A 15,813-nucleotide genomic window follows, 5' to 3' on the forward strand; every position below is an offset into this window, starting at 1 on the left:
GATCAGCCCTCCTTCTTGTCGAGGCCGAGCTCGGCGGACAGCTTGTCGAGCTTGTCCTTGTCCTTCAGCACGTCCTCGAGCAGGCTTTCGAGCTCATCCGAGCGGTCCACCTTGGACATCAGGTCGCGCAGCTTGGCGCGGGTCTCGAGCATCGCCTTGAGCGCCGGCACCTGCTCGGCCACGCGGGTCGGCTCGAAGTCCTCGAGGCTGCGGAACTTCAGCCCGACCGACATCTGGCTGCCGTCGCCGGCCAGCGTGTTGTCGACCTTGATGTTCAGCCCCGGCTGGATGCGGGCCATCACGTCGTTGAAGTTGTCGCGGTCGATCTGGACGAACTTGCGCTCGGCCAGCGGCTTCAGCGGTTCGGTCGGGTCGCCGGCGAAATCGCCCATGATGCCGACCACGAAGGGCAGCTCGCGCTCGATCTGCGCGCCCTCGGTCTCGACTTCGTAGGTGATGTGGACGCGCGGCTTGCGGACCCGCGCGAGCTTGTCATGCACGCTGCTCATCAGCTTCCTCCTGAGGGCGAGGTCCGTTGCCCAAGGGTTTCGGTTCGCGAGAAGATTACGCAGTCAGCCCGTTCCGGGTCAACGCATCCGGATCACAACCGCAGGAGTGATCCATCAGCGCCCGATCCGGCCGCCGCTGCCGCGAGGCTAGCACGGCGCGCCGGCGATGCCAGCGGGGATCGAACGATCATTCATCCGCCACGCGGATGCCCAGCGACGTCAGCATCAGCTTGCGCACGCCGGCATCGGGCAGCACCTCGGCCAGCAGGTCGATCAGCGGCATCCGCGCGCGGCGCACCGCGTCGTCGAGCGTGAAGGCCAGCGGCGAATGCGGCTCGGTCTTGCGGAAGAAGGTCGCGATTTCCTCCAGACCGCGGATCGCGTCCTCGCGGGTGCGCAGCACGCGCGGCCCGCCCGCCGCCACCACGCCGCCCACGGCCACGCCCGCGGCGCCCTCGGTTGCCTCGGCCATCGCCTCGCCCTCCTCGGCGGCAGCTTCCGGCGCGGCCGGCGCGCCGGCGATCCGGGTGCTGATGTCGACGATCGCGGCCAGCGCCTCGGCCACCCGCCGGGTGGACGGGGCATCGGCGCCGAAGCGCGTGCCGGCCGCGCCATCCATGGCCGACCAGGCGGCCGCGGCGGCGCGCGCCGCATCGCCGGCCGCGCGCAGCGTCGCGGTATCGGCGCGCGCTTCGTTCTGCAGCGCGTCGAAGGCCGGCATGCCCGCCTTGTAGCGTGCCTGCTTGCGCGCCTCGTCGGCCAGGGCGGCGGTCTCCTCGGAGCGCTGCCACATGAACAGGTCGCATTCCGAGCCGTCGCCGCGGCGGAACAGCGGGTAGTTGCGGATCGCCGCCATCAGGGTGCCGTCGGCGCCCTCGCCCGACAGCCCGCCGATCGGCGCACCGCGGCCATCGATGCCGTCCTCGTCGTCGAGGCGCGGGAAGCCGGTGTCCCAGTACTGCTCGCACAGCCCGGCGATGACCGCCGCGCCATCCGCCATGCCGCGCAGGCCATCGAGGCGCACCAGCGCCTCGGTCATCCAGGCCGCGATCTCGAAATCCTTGGCCTTGGTGCCGAGGCACTCGATGCCGAGCTTCTTGACCTCGCGCCAGGCCGCCATCACGGTCGCCGGGTTGGCATCGGGATCGCCGCCGTCGATCGCACGCTCGCCGGCGCGCGCGTCGTTCCGCTGGGTACGGATGCGCTGGTAGAGCGAGGCCGGCGAATAGTCGGGGCGCAGGTCCTCCCCCGCGCCATCGCCGTTCGGCAGCGGCGCCAGCAGGCTGTCGATTTCCAATACGCCTTCACCCATGCTGCACCCCCGTGTGACGCCCCTTACACCGTCCGGCCAGGGGCCGCGGCGCCCTACGCTAGCACGCTGGACTCGTTTCGCACGCCCCCTTACCGTCCCGGCGGCGCACGGACCGCCGTGCCGTCCAGCTTAGAAAATGGGGTGCGTCCGGCATGGTTGCGATCGACCTGAAATCCCTTGTCGGGCGCATGAACGCGCTCACGCGTCGGCAGCTGGAGGCGGCGGCGGGGCTGACCCTGTCGCGCACCCACTACAATGTCGAGATCGAGCACGTGCTGATGAAGCTGGTCGAGACCAGCGGGTCGGACGTGGCCGCCGTGCTGCGCAAGGGCGGCGTCGATGCCGGGCGCGTGGCGAACGAGATCACCCGCGCGCTGGACAAGTTCAAGACCGGCAATTCCCGCGCCCCCTCGCTCTCGCCCGACATCGTCACCTGGCTGCGCGAGGCGTGGCTGCTCACCAGCCTGGAATCCGGCGCGCCCAAGATCCGTTCGGGCCACCTGCTGGCCGCCCTGCTGAACGACGAGACGCTCGGCCGCACGGTCAAGGAAAGCGCGCCGTCGCTGCTGAACCTGCCGGCCGATGCGGTGCGCCGCAACCTCGGCGAGATGGCCGAGGGCAGCGAGGAATCCGCCGAGGCCGCGAACGAACCCGCCGGCAGCGGTGCCCCCGGCGGTGCCCCCGCCGGCGAGGCGCCGCGCTCGGGCGGGCCGCTCGACCAGTTCTGCACGGAGCTGGTGGCGCAGGCCAAGGCCGGCAAGATCGACCCGATCCTCGGCCGCGACGGGGAGATCCGCCAGATGGTGGATATCCTGACCCGGCGCCGCCAAAACAACCCGATCCTCACCGGCGAGGCCGGCGTGGGCAAGACCGCGGTGGTCGAGGGTCTCGCGCTGCGCATCGCCGAGGGCGACGTGCCCGACGCGCTGAAGGGCGTGAAGCTCTATTCGCTCGACATGGGCCTGTTGCAGGCGGGTGCCGGCGTGAAGGGCGAGTTCGAAAATCGTCTCAAAGGTGTCATCGACGCGGTGAAGTCGTCGCCAACGCCGATCGTGATGTTCATCGACGAGGCGCATACGCTGATCGGCGCCGGCGGCGCGGCCGGGCAGAACGATGCGGCGAACCTGCTGAAGCCGGCCCTGGCGCGTGGCGAGATGCGCTGCATCGCCGCCACCACCTGGGCCGAGTACAAGAAGTACTTCGAGAAGGACGCCGCCCTGACCCGCCGCTTCCAGGTGGTGAAGGTCGAGGAACCGTCCGAACCGCTGGCCTGCGCGATGCTGCGCGGCCTGGTCGCGACGCTCGAGAAGCACCATGGCGTGCGCATCCTCGATGAAGCCATCACCCAGGCGGTGAAGCTCTCGGCGCGCTACATCCCGGCGCGCCAGCTGCCCGACAAGGGCGTGTCGCTGATCGACACCGCCTGCGCGCGCGTGGGCATGTCCCAGGCCGCCATCCCGGCCCCCGTGGAGGACCGCCAGCGCCGCCTGTCGCTGATCGACACGGAACTGGGCGCGATCCAGCGCGAGGAAGCGACCGGCTCCGACCACAAGACCCGGCGCGAGGCGCTGGAGCAGGAGCACGCGAAGGTCTCCGCCGAGCTCGAGCTGGTGATGAACCGCTGGGAGGAGGAGAAGGCGCTGGTCGCGAAGATGCGCGACATCCGCCACCAGATCGAGGCCGCCGCGGTGCCGATGCCCGGCCCGGACGGCAAGCCCGCCGACCCGGTGGATACCGAGGCGCTGAAGACCGAGCTGAACGAGGCCTCGGCCGCGCTCAAGAAGCTGCAGGGCGAGGAGCCGCTGGTCTTCCCGGTGGTGGATGGCCAGGCGGTGGCCGACGTGGTGGGCACATGGACCGGCATCCCGGTGGGACGCATGGTCTCGGACGAGATCCACACGGTCCTGAAGCTGAAGGACCACCTGATGGAGCGCGTGGTCGGCCAGGACCATGCGCTGGATGCGATCGCGCAGGCGATCCGCACCTCGCGCGCCGGGCTGACGGATCCGCGCAAGCCGATCGGCGTGTTCCTGATGGCCGGCACCTCCGGCGTCGGCAAGACCGAGACGGCGCTGGCGGTGGCCGACCTGCTCTATGGCGGCGAGCAGAACATGACCACCATCAACATGAGCGAGTTCAAGGAGGAGCATAAGGTCTCCCTGCTCATGGGCTCGCCGCCCGGCTATGTGGGCTATGGCGAGGGCGGCGTGCTGACCGAAGCGGTGCGCCGGCGCCCGTATTCGGTCGTGCTGCTCGATGAGATGGAGAAGGCGCATCCCGGCGTGCAGGACGTGTTCTTCCAGGTCTTCGACAAGGGTGCCATGAAGGACGGCGAGGGTCGCGACATCGACTTCCGCAACACCGTCATCATCATGACGTCGAACGCCGGCACCGACACCATCGACAAGCTCTGCGCCGACCCCGAGATGGCGCCCGAGCCCAACGAACTGCGCGAAGCGCTGATGCCGGACCTGCTGAAGTCGTTCAAGCCGGCCTTCCTCGGGCGCACCAACGTGGTGATCTATTATCCGCTGCCGCCGGAGATCCTCAAGAAGATCACCGGGCTCAAGCTGCGCAGCATCGGCAAGCGGCTGAAGGAAGCCTACGGCGTGCCGTTGCAGGTCGATGACAATGTCGTCGATGCGATCGTCGAGCGCTGCAAGGAAGTGAGTTCCGGCGCGCGCAACATCGACAACATCCTCAGCCGCACGGTACTGCCGGAGCTGTCGGCGCGCATCCTCGCGCGCCTGGCCGACGGGCATGAAATCCTTCAGGTGAAGGTTGGGCTGAACGACGACGGGTCGTTCCGCTACGACGTCGACTGAGATATAGAATGGCTCACCAGGGGACGGCGTTGTGCCGCTCTCCCGGGGGCAGGATGGGAAAGGGAAGACACAATGCCGATCTACATGAACTACGACGGGATCCCCGGTGAACTGACGGCCGCCGGCCACGAGAAGTGGATCGAGCTGCACAGCTTCTCCTGGGGCGAGGGCCGCGGCCTGATCGGTGGCCAGGGCGCGTCCACGCGCGAGAGCGGCACGGTCAGCATCGCCGACGTCACCGTCACGAAGTCGATGGACAAGTCGTCGCCGAAGCTGTTCATCGCCGGCGCCACCGGCACGCTCGACAAGACGGTGAAGATCGACTTCGTCCGCACCGCGAAGGGCGAGGAGCAGGTCTATGCGCAGTACACGCTGACCGGCACGGGCGTGGCGGGCTACTCGATCAGCGGCGGCGGCTCGGACCGTCCGACCGAGAGCCTGTCCCTGAACTTCGACAAGATCGAGTTCAAGTACTTCGCGATCAGCGACGACCTGGTGGGCGACCCCGAGATCGTCTCCTACGACCTCGCGAGCAAGAAGAGCAGCGGCTGACGCTGCGGCGCGACCATCCGGGGCCGCGCAGCACGAATGCCGTCCGGAGCGATCCGGGCGGCATTTTCTTTCCTGACGGGTCGGCGCGACAAGGACCGCATCCATGGCGAAGAGCGACATCTTCCTGTCCTTCGAAGGCGTGACCGGCGAACACACGCTGCCGTCCGCCTCGGTGCGTCCCGGCCCGGGCAATGGCTGGGCGCAGTTGTCGGGTTGCAAGTTCCATGCGGATGCCAACGCGCAGTCCCGCGCCATCAGCAAGAGCGGCAGCAGCCGCGTCGATTTCGGCGGCGAGGCGCCGCCCATCGAGATCACGAAGCGCACCGACGCATCGACGCTGGGCCTGATGCGCGAATTGCTGGTGGGCAGGACCCTGCGCCAGGCGGTGGTTGCCTTCGTGCGGACCGACACCGACGGGCCGGCCGAATTCCTGCGCTACGAGATCGACCGCTGCCTGGTCGTCGGCTTCGAATTCGAGGGGGTCGACGACCGCGCGATCGAGAAATTCCAGCTGCACTACGAGAAGATGACCATCGTCACCTATTCGGGCGGGTCCGGCGGCGGTGGCGCGCAGTCCTCGGCCACCCTGCAGAACGGGATCTGACGCCATGCCGATTCTCCTGGTCATCGCCGGCGTCACTGGCAACTGCGCCATCGCAGGCTACGAGGACTGGCTCGCGCTCAATGACTTCTCCTGGGGCGGCACGCGCGGCACGCTGCAGCAGCGCACCGCGGAGAACCGCAGCATCTCGACCCTTGCGGTGGCACCGCAGCTGCGCGCCATCAAGCTGTCGCGCGAGAGCGACGACCTGACGCCCGACCTCTGGACCCTGATGCTCAGCATGAGCAAGAAGTGGATGGAGGTCATCTGGCTGCGGACCGGCACCGACGGGCCGACGCCGTATCTGAAGCTGACGCTCGAGAACGCGCTCATCACCTCGATGGGCGAGGCGGCCGAAGGCGGCAGCCCGGTCGAGACGATCACCATCACCTATGAGAAGCTGACGCTGACCGTCATCAATGTCGGCAACGACTTCGGCGGGGCGCAGGACGTCGTCACCTACGACCTGCCGGGAGCCCGGCGCGCCTAGATCATGCTGCGTTCGCTCGCGCTCGCGTCGCCGGCTCCAGCCTGTTGTATTCAGAGCGTCATCCGTTCGAACGGTGTCGCTTGGACGGGTGAAGACGCTGGCGAGAACAACGGGCCAAAGCCGTTGCCGCGAGCCAAGGCGAACGGAAACGGCTCTGGCATGCTGGTGCACGCCGATCAGATCGGATCATCCGATCGGGGTTGAACGCATACGAGTGCGCAGGGCGCCGGGAGCGCGGCCGCCAGCCGATGCGATCCACGATGGCGCCAAGGCAGGTCCCGGCAAGGCCGGATCACCCGATCGGGTAACGGTTCACGCACCATCACCTCGCCGGAGGCGTTGCGTCTGGTCGATGCGCGGTCCGCACCGCTGAATCAGGCAGCCGGCACGCGACCGCAGGGCAAGCTATCGCCGGTCGGCGCCGCGACGCGCCAGGTTCAGCCCTGGCAATCCACCGCGATCGCGCTGACATTGTCGCGCGCGCCGCGGCCCACCGCCTCCGTCACGATGGCCAGGGCGTCGCTGCCGCCGCTGATCATGGCGGCGATCTCGGCTTCCGACATGGTCTTGAACAGGCCATCGGTGCACAGCAGGTAGCGGTCGCCCTCGGCGATCCGGCCGGAGATCTTGTCGAGTTCCAGCTCCCCCTGCGCGCCCACCGCGCGGGTGATCACATTGGCCTGCGGGTGGCTCTCGGCCTCATCCTCGCTGAGCGTGCCCTGGTCGACCAGCTCCTGCACCAGCGAATGGTCGCGCGTGACGCGCGTGAGCGCGCCGTTGCGCATCAGGTAGCCGCGCGAATCGCCGGCCCAGAGCATCGCGAAGTGCTCGCCGCGCGCCAGCATGACCACGACGGTCGATGCCAGGATTCGGCCCGGGCCGCGCCGCGCCGCTTCCTCCTGCAGGCCCTGGTGCACCTGGGTGAGGCGGATTCGCACCTGCGCGAGCAGTTCCGCCGCCGAGAGCCCCGGACCGATGGTCTCGAGCGCGGCGACGATGGCGGCCGAGGCGACATCCCCCGCGCCATGCCCGCCGGCGCCATCGGCCACGACCCACAGGCCGATATCGGGCCTGTCGAGCAGCGCATCCTCGTTGCGCGGCCGGACGGCGCCGGGATGGGTGGCAGCGTGGGAGATCAGGCGCCAGGTCATGCGGCGGCTTCCAGCAGGTATGCGAAGTCGGCGGGGTCGGGCAGGCCCGGCATGGGCCAGACCATCGGCGGTACATGCGCGCCACCACGGGTCCACCACCCGCCGCCTTCGGGCGCCGGCGGCGCGGCGGCGTGGGCATCCCTGGCTGGCTGGGCGTCATGGGCATCGGCCAGTTCCGGCCAACCCATCGGCACCGTCTCGGCAAGCATGTCGGGGCCTTCGGTAGCGGCGTGCCCTGCATCGCCGCCGGCCAGTGCAAGCGCGGGCGAAGGGGCTTCGCGATCGCCGACCAGGCCCGCGAGCGCACCGTCGTCCCCGTCAGTCGGCGCGCCGGTCGCCGACGGGCCGACCAGGCCCGCGAGCGTTCCGTCATCCTGGCCGGGCGTCGATGCATCCTGCCTCGACACGCCGATCGGGCCGTCGAGCGTGCCGTCAAGCTCGCGCGCGGTCGGTGGCGCGGCGGCCGGTTCATCCTGCGCCGGCGCGCCGGTCAGGCCTGTGAGAATGCCGTCACCATCGCCCGCCACCGATGGCGCAGCAGCGGATCCATCCAGCCCCGGCAACCCGATCAGGCCCGCGAGCGTCCCGTCATGCTCGCCCGCCATCCCGGTGCCGGGATGCGGCGGCGCATCCCCTGCCCCGGCGCCGATCAGCCCGGCCAGCGTGCCGTCGGGGTCGGGCGCGGTCGCGGCGGTCGATGCGGCTGACCCGATCAGCAGGGCCAGCGGATCGTCGTGAGGCTCCGGCTGCATCGGCGCGGCAGGCGTCGCGAGCAGTGCCAGCACGTCGTCATGCGAATGCCCGTCGCCGGGCGCCGCGCCGGGCGGTTGTGCGGCGGGCGCCGAGAGCATGGCCAGCACGTCGTCATCCGGATGAGCGGGGTCGGGCAGCGCCCGCGGCGCTTCGGTCGCGGGCCAGGGCAGCGGTTCCGCGTCGGTCGGTGGGCCCGGCAGGATCGGCGGCAGGGCGAAATGCTGCGCCAGGATCGGCGCGCCCGGCAGCGGCACCGCGGCGGCCAGCGCATCGGCGTCGGCCTGCCCCGCCAGCCCGGCGCGCGCGGCGCCCTCCAGCGCATCGAACCAGTCGGGGCCGGGCGGGGCGGCGCCAGGCGGCAGCAGCGCGGCCAGGGTGATGGGGAATCGGCGCCCGACCTGGTCCTGGCTCGGCAGCATCACGCCGGCCACCGCATCGGGCCCGCAGGCGCCGGCCGGCAATGCGAAGCGCCAGGCCGGGGCGGTATCCCAGGCCGCGTCCCAGTGCGCGCCAAGCTGCCCGCGCGCTGCGGCGATCCCGGCGGCAAGCCAGGAATCCCATGGCGCCACGAAGCTCGACGGCAGGCCCCGGCGCACGAAATCGCCATGCGCCGGGACCTTCCCGTAGAGGCCGCTCAGGGGGCGAGGGTCGGGCATCGGAACTGCGCCAGCTCGGGCAGGCCGAAGGGGTGCTGGGCACTGCCCGCGCGGAGCTCGAAATCCATGCTGCGTTCCCCCTGCACCACGCGCAGCCGCATCCGTTCCCGTGTATTGCCCATCGGCGCCAGCGTGGAGTTGCGCCGCATCACCAGCCGCATCGCCGACCACGCACCGTCATAGGCCAGCGGCCCGATCGACGATGGCGGGTCGAAGGACAGCGTCAGGTTGCCGCGCGCCGGCCAGGACAGCGCGATCGGCCGCGCCGCGCCACCCTGCGCGATCTCGGTGCGCGTGCCCTCGAACTCCAGCACAGCCGACAGCGCGCCCGGATCCATGCCGCGCGGCACCAGTTCGAAGCGCAGGCCGAGCGACGACGCCGCCGGGAAGAAGGCCATGCGGATCGCCACCGCGCGCTGGAACTGCATCAGGTCGGCCGCGCTGATCGGCGGCGGCAGGCCATCGGTCGCCATCGGCCGCCAGGGTGTCTGCGTCGTGTCGACATACTGGCGCACGTTCTGCGTGAAGAACTGGTCGAACACGCCGCCGGGGCCGAACAGCCGCATGAAGTCGTCGACCGGCAGGTCCTCGCCGTTGATGTTGAACGGGAAGCGCTGGTCGAGCCCGCGGCAGAAGGGTGCCAACTGCTGCGCCGCCGCCGCGGCCAGCGCCGCCTTCGCCCCGCCGCCGCGCGCGACGTTGGTGGCGCCGACCATGCTGTTCAGCCAGCGGCTGAGCGGCTGCGGCTGGCGCGCCGCCTCCGCCTGCAGGCGCTGACCGGGATCGAGACCCGCCGCCTGCGCCGGCACCGTGCCGGGCGGCGCCGTGGCCAGGCGCTGCACCTGCACGAACAGGTCGTTGACGATGCGCAGCACGCCGTCGATCGGGTCGCCGGCGGACGCGCGCAGCGCCTCGAAGCGGGGTTCGACGATCGCGGCCACCGGCTCGGCGCCGGTCGGTTCGGCCGGCTGCGGCGGCTGGCCGGGGGTGGGCGCGGGCCGCGGCTGCTGGCCAGGCGGCGCCCAGCCCTGCGGCGGCGTGCCCACCGTGACCTGCCGGGCGATCGCGCGCAGCAGGTCCTTCATCGGCGAATTGGGCGCACCCAGCAGGTTCAGCGCCTCGGCCTGCTGGGCCAGGGCGGGCGGCAGCGGCGAGAGGTTCAGGTCGTCCATCATCGCCTGCCACTGCCGCGCATATTCCTGCGCGTAGAGCCGCAGCACGGATTGCTCCAGCGCCGCCGGGTCATCGGTGCCGAGGTTGGCACCCTCCGGCCCGAGCACCCAGTATTCGGCCACGCCCTGCCGCACCGACTGGCCAAGCACCGGCAGCAGCCCGCGATACAGCCCATCGATGGTGTAGAGCGCGGGAATGCCCTCGGTGAGAGGCGCGCCGGAGGCCCGCACGAAGTACCGCTGCCCCGCCTGGCCCAGCGCATCGGCCGGCCGCCAGGGCTGGATATTCGCCGTGGTCGCCGCCGTCTGCAGGCGCGAGAAGACGCGATCCGCCAGCGGCAGCCGCGAGAAGATGCGCCGCGACGCATCGACCAGCGCGCCATCCACCGGATAGCGGTGGTAACGCCCGGCGATGGTGGCATCGAGATGCGCGGCCAGCGCATCGCGGATCGGCTGATTCACCGCGCCGGGGAAGGCGCGGAACCAGTCGCGGATGAACCAGTTCTTGACCAGCGCGACATCCATTGGCCCTTCCTGGCCGAGCATCAGGTAGGCGCGCGTCGCGTCGTACAGTTCGTCGGGCCGCTGGAAGCTGGTGCGCATCGCGTCCTCGAGCCGGGCCAGCAGGCGCGGCAGGAAGCTGCGGTCGAGCGCGCGGCGATAGGCCGCATTCGCACCCGCTTCCAGCTTCTCGCCCTGGCTGAGCCCGAACAGCGGCCCGTCGCCCTGGGCCGCCGGCGGCAGCCCGCGCGCGGCATCCATATAGGGCAGGATGCGGCGGAATTCGGCATCGGTGATGCGTTCGAAGGGAATGCCCTGCGCCGCCTGCTCGGCCTTGCCGACCTGCTCGGCCAGGCGCGTCGCGCGGTCCTGCTCGTCGCTCCAGGCCTTCCAGCCATAGAGCCCGCCGCCGGCGACCAGCAGCGCGGCGACCGACCACGCGGCGATGGCGACGCGGCGCCGGCGCGTATCCGCCTTGCGGTCGCCCGAGGCGAGCCGCGCCTCGTTGAACACCACGTCCTTCAGCAACTTGTTGATGAAGTACGCGCGGCCCTTCTGCTGCATCACCGCGGCCGGGCGCTTGGGATCGAGCCCGAAGGAGCGCGACAGCGCGCCGGCCAGGCGATCGAGCGGGCTGCCCTCCTGCGTGCCCGACGTGAAGTACACGCCGCGCAGCATCGGTGCGGGATCAAGGCGCGTGCCGGCGAAGGCCGCCGTGACGAAAGCCGCCAGCGGCCCCTCCAGCGAGGCGAACTGCGCCGGGAAGCCGGCCAGCGTGGCGCGCTGCTGCGGCCCGCGTTCGTGCTGCAGCCGTTCGATCACGCGGTCCTGCAGGCGGCCCAGCAGCAGCTGGAATTCCTCGGTGAACTTGGCCGCCGCGCCCACCTCGCCCGCCACCTCGGCCGGGAAGGTGAAGCCCCAGACCTGCTCCCGCGCGGTCTTGTCGAGGTCGTCGAAGAATTCCATGAAGCCGGCCAGCAGGTCGGTCTTGCTGATCATGAAATAGACCGGCAGGCGCTGGCCGAGCTTGTCCTCCAGCTCCTTGATGCGGCGGCGCACGGAACGCGCGTGCTGCTCGCGCTCGGCCGGACCGAGGCGCGAGATCATGTCCACGCCGAAGGTCACCAGCACGCCGTTCAGCGGCAGGCGCGGGCGCGACTTCTTCAGCAGCGTGAGGAAACGTTCCCACCCCGCCTTGTCGGCCGAGGCATCGGAATCCTGGCTGGTGTAGCGCCCGGCCGTGTCGATCAGCACGGCATTGTCGGACAGCCACCATTCGCACAGCCTGGTGCCGCCCACGCCCTGCAGCTTGCCGCCGTCGCTCAGCGGGAAATCCAGGCCGGAATTGGCCAGCGCGGTGGTCTTGCCCGACCCCGGCGGGCCGATGATGACGTACCAGGGCTGTTCATACAGGAAGCCGCCCTTCTTGCCGCTGCTGGCCTTGAGGCGATCCATCGCCGCGGTCAGGCGGTCGCGCAGCTCGCTCTCCTCCTCCGCCGCGCGGTCGGCGGTGGGGTCGGGCTCGGCGATGCCCTGCACCAGCAGCGCGTCGCGCCGCCGGCGCCGGCGGTCCGAGAACCAGATGAAGGCCAGGCAGATCACGAACAGGCCGACGCAGACGGCCATCCGGTTGATTTCGTTCTCCAGCGGGCGGAAGCCGCCGATGTTGATCATCGGCCCGAACAGCCAGACGATCGGCACCAGCAAGCCGACCGCCAGCATGGCCGCCAGGGCGCGGCCGGTGACGAAGGGGCGCAGGACGGTGAGGAGTTCCATCGTCAGTTCGTCCCTCGCAGCAGGATCACCTCGATGCGCCGGTTCGCCTCGCGCCCTTCGGCGGTGCGATTGTCGGCGATCGGCTCGGCGTCCGCGCGGCCTTCGGTGGTGAAGCGGCCGGGATTGCCGGTGGCGGCCGAGATGATCGCCGCCGCCGCCTCGGCGCGCGCGGCCGAGAGCTGGAAGTTGGACGGGAAGCGCACGGTGCGGATCGGCTGGTTGTCGGAATGGCCGATCACCTGCACGCGCCCCGGTTCGGTGCGCAGCCCCTGCCCGACGCGCTGCAGGATCGGGATGAAGCGCGGTTCGAGCGTCGCGGAACCGGAGGCGAACATGCCCGTGCCCTTCAGCCGCACGGTCACCGAACGCCCATCGCCGAACACGGTCAGCAGCCCCTGGTCGATCTCGGGCTTCAGGAATTGCTGGAGAGTCAGCAGAAAATCAGGCGGCGGCGGCGGCAGATTGGCCGGCGGCGGGGGCGGCGGCGCGGGCGGGCGCGGCGGCGCGGGGCGCACGATCTCGGGGAAGGCGCCCGGCGGCAGCGCGGCCATCCGCGCATAAAGCCCGTCCGACCCTTCATTCATGGCATTCGCCAGCCACGCATAGCCCATGCCGAGCGCGAAGATCGCGACGCAGGCCGCGACCCAGGCCGGGATGCCGCGGCGCGGCCCGCGATGGGGCGCATCGACGCCCTTCCAGTGCGGCGAGAGTTCGCGCTCCCAGGGCGCGCGCACCTGCACCAGCAGCTGGTAGAGCCCCTCGCGGATCCGTTCGAGCTCGGACGCGCCGCGCGGCGAGAGCCGGTAGCGCCCCTGGAAGCCCAGCGCGAGGCAGAGATAGACGACCTCCAGCGCATCCTTCCAGCGGCCCGGGTCCTTCTGCATGCCGGCCAGCACGTCGAAGAAGCGGTCGCCCGACTTCACTTCCTGGTGGAAGGTCGCGACCAGCGACTGCACCGACCACACGCTCGCCTGGCCCCAATTGTAGGACAGCACCACGTCATCGAGGCTGGCGCACAGGATATAGTGCGCGGCGCGCACCTGCTCGGCGCTGATGCCCGCGGCCGCCGCATCCGTCTCGAACTGCCGGAACGCGCGCAGGGCGCGTTCGCGCAGTTCCTCGCCCTGCGGCGGGGCGGTCATGCCGGCATTGGACAGCCGGCCGAGCAGGTCGAGCAGCGGCTGCGCGGCGGCGGCGAGCGGGCCGATGCCGATCTTGGGCAGCGCCTCGGCCTCGCCGGCCAGGCGCGGGGCGGATTCGGCTCGCGCCGGGGGCGGCCCGCCGGCCCCGGTCGGCATCGCGCCATAGCCACCCACCGGCGGCGGCGGGCGTTGCCCGGCGCCGGGCATGGGCGCGGCGGGCACGGGGCGCGATGCCCCGGCCCCGCCTGGCCCGCGCACCACCGTGCGGTCGCTGTCGTCCGGTTCGGCGAAGGGATTGTCGCTCATCGCGCGCGGTCCTTCGGGTCAGGGGTCGCGATCATCCGCGGATCGCCCAGAGTTCAAGCTTCAGCTGCGGGAAATCGCCGGAGACATGGATGGCGAAGGCCCCGGAATTCTGCATCTGTGCCCAGTGCGGGCTGCCGCGGTCCAATTCGAAATAGACCGCGGCCGAATGGAACGGGATCTGCCGCGGTGCCACCGGCAACGGGCGCACCTGGATGCCCGGCAGCGCCACGTTGACCAGCTCGCGGATATGCTCGACGGCGCCGATCTTGACCTGGTTGGGAAACACCCGGCGGAGCTGCTCGGACGGCAGGTCGGCCTGGACGGTCAGGACGAACTGGCTGGCGCGCAGCAGGTTGCGGTCGGTGATCGGGCCGACGCGCACGCCGAACTGGCGGTCCTGCAGCGGGATCGAGACGGCGTTGGTCTCCAGCACCATCGACAGCGACCGCCGCAGGTCGGCCACGACGGGGGCGAAGGACCGCTGCAGGTCTTCATGGCGATAGGCCGGGTAGGTCGCGGCCATGCGCTTGGGGTCGGTGAAGGTGGCCAATTCGCCGGCCAGCTGCACGAGCGCGGCGTACAGCGCCTCGGGATGCACGTTGCCGGCATCGGCCCAGTGCGCGAGCAGCGGCTGCCAGCGGTTGACCGCCTGGAGCAGCAGGAAGTCCGCCACCTCGGCCACGCCGCGCGCACCGGGCTGCGACAGCCGCGCGCCCAGGGCTTCCGCGCGCTGGCCGAGCATGCCGACCAGCTCGCCGACCAGGTTCGCCAGCGGCGGGGAGGCCGAGACGCGCAGGCAGGGCGGGATGAAGCGGTCATCCACCACCACGCGGCGATCGGCCTGGACTTCCACCACCCGGGTCAGGCCGATGGTCGAGAAGCCGGCGCGCTCCTCGGTCTCGAGCATGAAGCGCAGGCGCGGGCGGCCGACCTGCAGCTCGGCGGGAACGGTGGCGTCGGAATGCGTGTCGAAGGCTTCGAAGCCGCGCATGCCGTAGCGCGCGGCAGCCATCTCCGGGCCTTCGGAAAACGCGATCTCGGGGCTGCCCGGCTGACGCACCGGCAGGGCCAGGTAGACCACGCAGTTGCGCGTGCCCTCGGGCAGGTCGAGCGGCGCGGGCTGGTCGGCGTGGCCCGGCACCGAGAAGGCGGTGCCGTCCTCCATGATCCCGGTGGCGGAGGCGATGGCGAACTTGCCCGCCGCCAGCAGGTCGCGGTCGAGCGACAATTCCATGATGCCCCAGGGATGCGGGCGCAGCGGTGCGGCGCGCGCCTGCAGCATCCACTCGAAATGACGGTCCTGCTGCTGGAAGTGCTGGGCACGGAGGAACATGCCCTCCTGCCAGACAACCTTGTCGTGCCACAGCATCCGCGAAGTGCTCCCCTGCCCCGGCCCTAGCGATCTTTTCGCGACGCCTGTTCGTAGGCGCGCGCGAATTCCTTGCCGAAGGCGCTGTCGAAATCATCGTCGAATTGTTCGGTGACCTGCTGGTGGAGCCGCTTGTAGGCCTCCCACAGCTTCTTGTCCTTGCTGGCGAACAGGCCACCGCCGCCGCCTTCCTGGCCCTCCAGGCCCTCGGGCGCCAGGCGGGCGAGCAGGGCACGCGCGGCGGCCTGCGTCGCGGCCAGCGTGGCGACTTGGTGGGCGGTCAGGTCCTCGACCGTCTCGCGCACCGCGCGCGGGCCGACCTGCGGGCCGGCGGTGACCAGCGAGGCCAGCGCCTGTTCGTCCGAGGCCGCGAACTTCACCGGGTTGTTGCCGGCGGAGCGCAGCATGGTCTGCTCGATGCGGAATTCCCGCTTCACGTCGGCGCGCGCGATCAGCAACTGCCGCAGGCCCGACACAGCGGCGTGGAAGGCCGCGCCCAGCGCGCGCAGTGCCGCGTCCGGATCGGCATTGGCCGCCATGTGCGCCGGCAGGCCGGCGCCGGCGAGGAAGGCCGCCAGCCCGGCATCGGTACCGCCGCCGCCGGGCACGGCCGGCGGCGGTGCGGGCGCCGCGACAGGTGGCGGCGGCGCGCGGGGCGCGGGCGGCGGTTCGGCGAAGGGATCGGCCGCGGGCGGCGG

At 71.0% G+C, this 15,813-nt stretch carries 12 protein-coding genes; 4 read left to right on the forward strand and 8 right to left on the reverse strand.

The window, feature by feature from the left end:
- Nucleotides 1-2: 2 nt before the first annotated feature.
- Together tssB and tssA are read right to left on the reverse strand one after the other, a co-directional pair.
- The gene (tssB, locus tag LQ222_RS22885) at nt 3-509 is read right to left on the reverse strand and encodes a type VI secretion system contractile sheath small subunit (protein WP_230169188.1); all 507 of its coding nucleotides are present in this window, start codon (nt 507-509) and stop codon (nt 3-5) included.
- 187 nt (nt 510-696) lie between these two features.
- Nucleotides 697-1,821, reverse strand: a complete 1,125-nt coding sequence (tssA, locus tag LQ222_RS22890; protein ID WP_230169189.1) for a type VI secretion system protein TssA — start codon at nt 1,819-1,821, stop codon at nt 697-699.
- Nucleotides 1,822-1,973: 152 nt separating this feature from the next.
- Here tssA and tssH point away from each other — a divergent pair, with 152 nt between their 5' ends.
- The 4 genes from tssH (at nt 1,974) to LQ222_RS22910 (ending at nt 6,289) form a co-directional block, all read left to right on the forward strand.
- Nucleotides 1,974-4,646, forward strand: a complete 2,673-nt coding sequence (gene tssH / locus LQ222_RS22895) for a type VI secretion system ATPase TssH (protein ID WP_230169190.1) — start codon at nt 1,974-1,976, stop codon at nt 4,644-4,646.
- Nucleotides 4,647-4,718: 72 nt separating this feature from the next.
- A complete protein-coding gene (locus tag LQ222_RS22900; RefSeq protein ID WP_230169191.1) occupies nt 4,719-5,198 on the forward strand; it encodes a type VI secretion system tube protein Hcp in 480 nt (159 codons plus the stop codon).
- 103 nt (nt 5,199-5,301) lie between these two features.
- Nucleotides 5,302-5,802, forward strand: a complete 501-nt coding sequence (locus tag LQ222_RS22905; protein WP_230169192.1) for a type VI secretion system tube protein Hcp — start codon at nt 5,302-5,304, stop codon at nt 5,800-5,802.
- 4 nt (nt 5,803-5,806) lie between these two features.
- Nucleotides 5,807-6,289: a type VI secretion system tube protein Hcp gene (locus tag LQ222_RS22910; protein WP_230169193.1), complete on the forward strand. Its 483-nt coding sequence runs from the start codon at nt 5,807-5,809 to the stop codon at nt 6,287-6,289.
- A gap of 437 nt (nt 6,290-6,726) precedes the next feature.
- On the opposite strand, the gene LQ222_RS22915 is transcribed toward LQ222_RS22910, so the two are convergent.
- From LQ222_RS22915 to tagH, 6 genes are all read right to left on the reverse strand, one after another.
- Nucleotides 6,727-7,440, reverse strand: coding sequence for a PP2C family serine/threonine-protein phosphatase (locus tag LQ222_RS22915; protein ID WP_230169194.1), 714 nt, complete (start codon nt 7,438-7,440; stop codon nt 6,727-6,729).
- Nucleotides 7,437-8,849 (reverse strand): type VI secretion system-associated protein TagF, encoded by a 1,413-nt coding sequence (gene tagF / locus LQ222_RS22920; protein WP_230169195.1) that lies wholly within the window; start codon nt 8,847-8,849, stop codon nt 7,437-7,439. Before tagF ends, LQ222_RS22915 begins: the two co-directional genes overlap by 4 nt.
- Nucleotides 8,828-12,298, reverse strand: a complete 3,471-nt coding sequence (tssM, locus tag LQ222_RS22925; RefSeq protein WP_230169196.1) for a type VI secretion system membrane subunit TssM — start codon at nt 12,296-12,298, stop codon at nt 8,828-8,830. The genes tagF and tssM overlap by 22 nt, the downstream gene beginning before the upstream one ends.
- Before the next feature lie 2 nt (nt 12,299-12,300).
- Nucleotides 12,301-13,746 carry a type VI secretion system protein TssL, long form gene (gene tssL, locus LQ222_RS22930; RefSeq protein WP_230169197.1) on the reverse strand — a complete coding sequence of 482 codons (1,446 nt, stop codon included), beginning with the start codon at nt 13,744-13,746 and terminating at the stop codon, nt 12,301-12,303.
- Nucleotides 13,747-13,777: 31 nt separating this feature from the next.
- Complete coding sequence (gene tssK / locus LQ222_RS22935) at nt 13,778-15,115, reverse strand: type VI secretion system baseplate subunit TssK (RefSeq protein WP_230169198.1); 1,338 nt, start codon at nt 15,113-15,115, stop codon at nt 13,778-13,780.
- A 26-nt stretch (nt 15,116-15,141) separates the two neighbouring features.
- The coding region (tagH, locus tag LQ222_RS22940) for a type VI secretion system-associated FHA domain protein TagH (RefSeq protein WP_230169199.1) at nt 15,142-15,813 on the reverse strand (672 nt) is incomplete at its 5' end.

The sequence above is a fragment of the Roseomonas sp. CECT 9278 genome, assembly GCF_918698155.1.
GTDB lineage: Bacteria > Pseudomonadota > Alphaproteobacteria > Acetobacterales > Acetobacteraceae > Neoroseomonas.

Excerpts from the sequence above, each read along its gene's own strand:
- tssB (WP_230169188.1), bottom strand. The coding sequence starts at position 509 with ATGAGCAGCGTGCATGACAAGCTCGCGCGGGTCCGCAAGCCGCGCGTC.
- tssA (WP_230169189.1), bottom strand. The coding sequence starts at position 1,821 with ATGGGTGAAGGCGTATTGGAAATCGACAGCCTGCTGGCGCCGCTGCCG.
- tssH (WP_230169190.1), top strand. The coding sequence starts at position 1,974 with ATGGTTGCGATCGACCTGAAATCCCTTGTCGGGCGCATGAACGCGCTC.
- LQ222_RS22900 (WP_230169191.1), top strand. The coding sequence starts at position 4,719 with ATGCCGATCTACATGAACTACGACGGGATCCCCGGTGAACTGACGGCC.
- LQ222_RS22905 (WP_230169192.1), top strand. The coding sequence starts at position 5,302 with ATGGCGAAGAGCGACATCTTCCTGTCCTTCGAAGGCGTGACCGGCGAA.
- LQ222_RS22910 (WP_230169193.1), top strand. The coding sequence starts at position 5,807 with ATGCCGATTCTCCTGGTCATCGCCGGCGTCACTGGCAACTGCGCCATC.
- LQ222_RS22915 (WP_230169194.1), bottom strand. The coding sequence starts at position 7,440 with ATGACCTGGCGCCTGATCTCCCACGCTGCCACCCATCCCGGCGCCGTC.
- tagF (WP_230169195.1), bottom strand. The coding sequence starts at position 8,849 with ATGCCCGACCCTCGCCCCCTGAGCGGCCTCTACGGGAAGGTCCCGGCG.
- tssM (WP_230169196.1), bottom strand. The coding sequence starts at position 12,298 with ATGGAACTCCTCACCGTCCTGCGCCCCTTCGTCACCGGCCGCGCCCTG.
- tssL (WP_230169197.1), bottom strand. The coding sequence starts at position 13,746 with ATGAGCGACAATCCCTTCGCCGAACCGGACGACAGCGACCGCACGGTG.
- tssK (WP_230169198.1), bottom strand. The coding sequence starts at position 15,115 with ATGCTGTGGCACGACAAGGTTGTCTGGCAGGAGGGCATGTTCCTCCGT.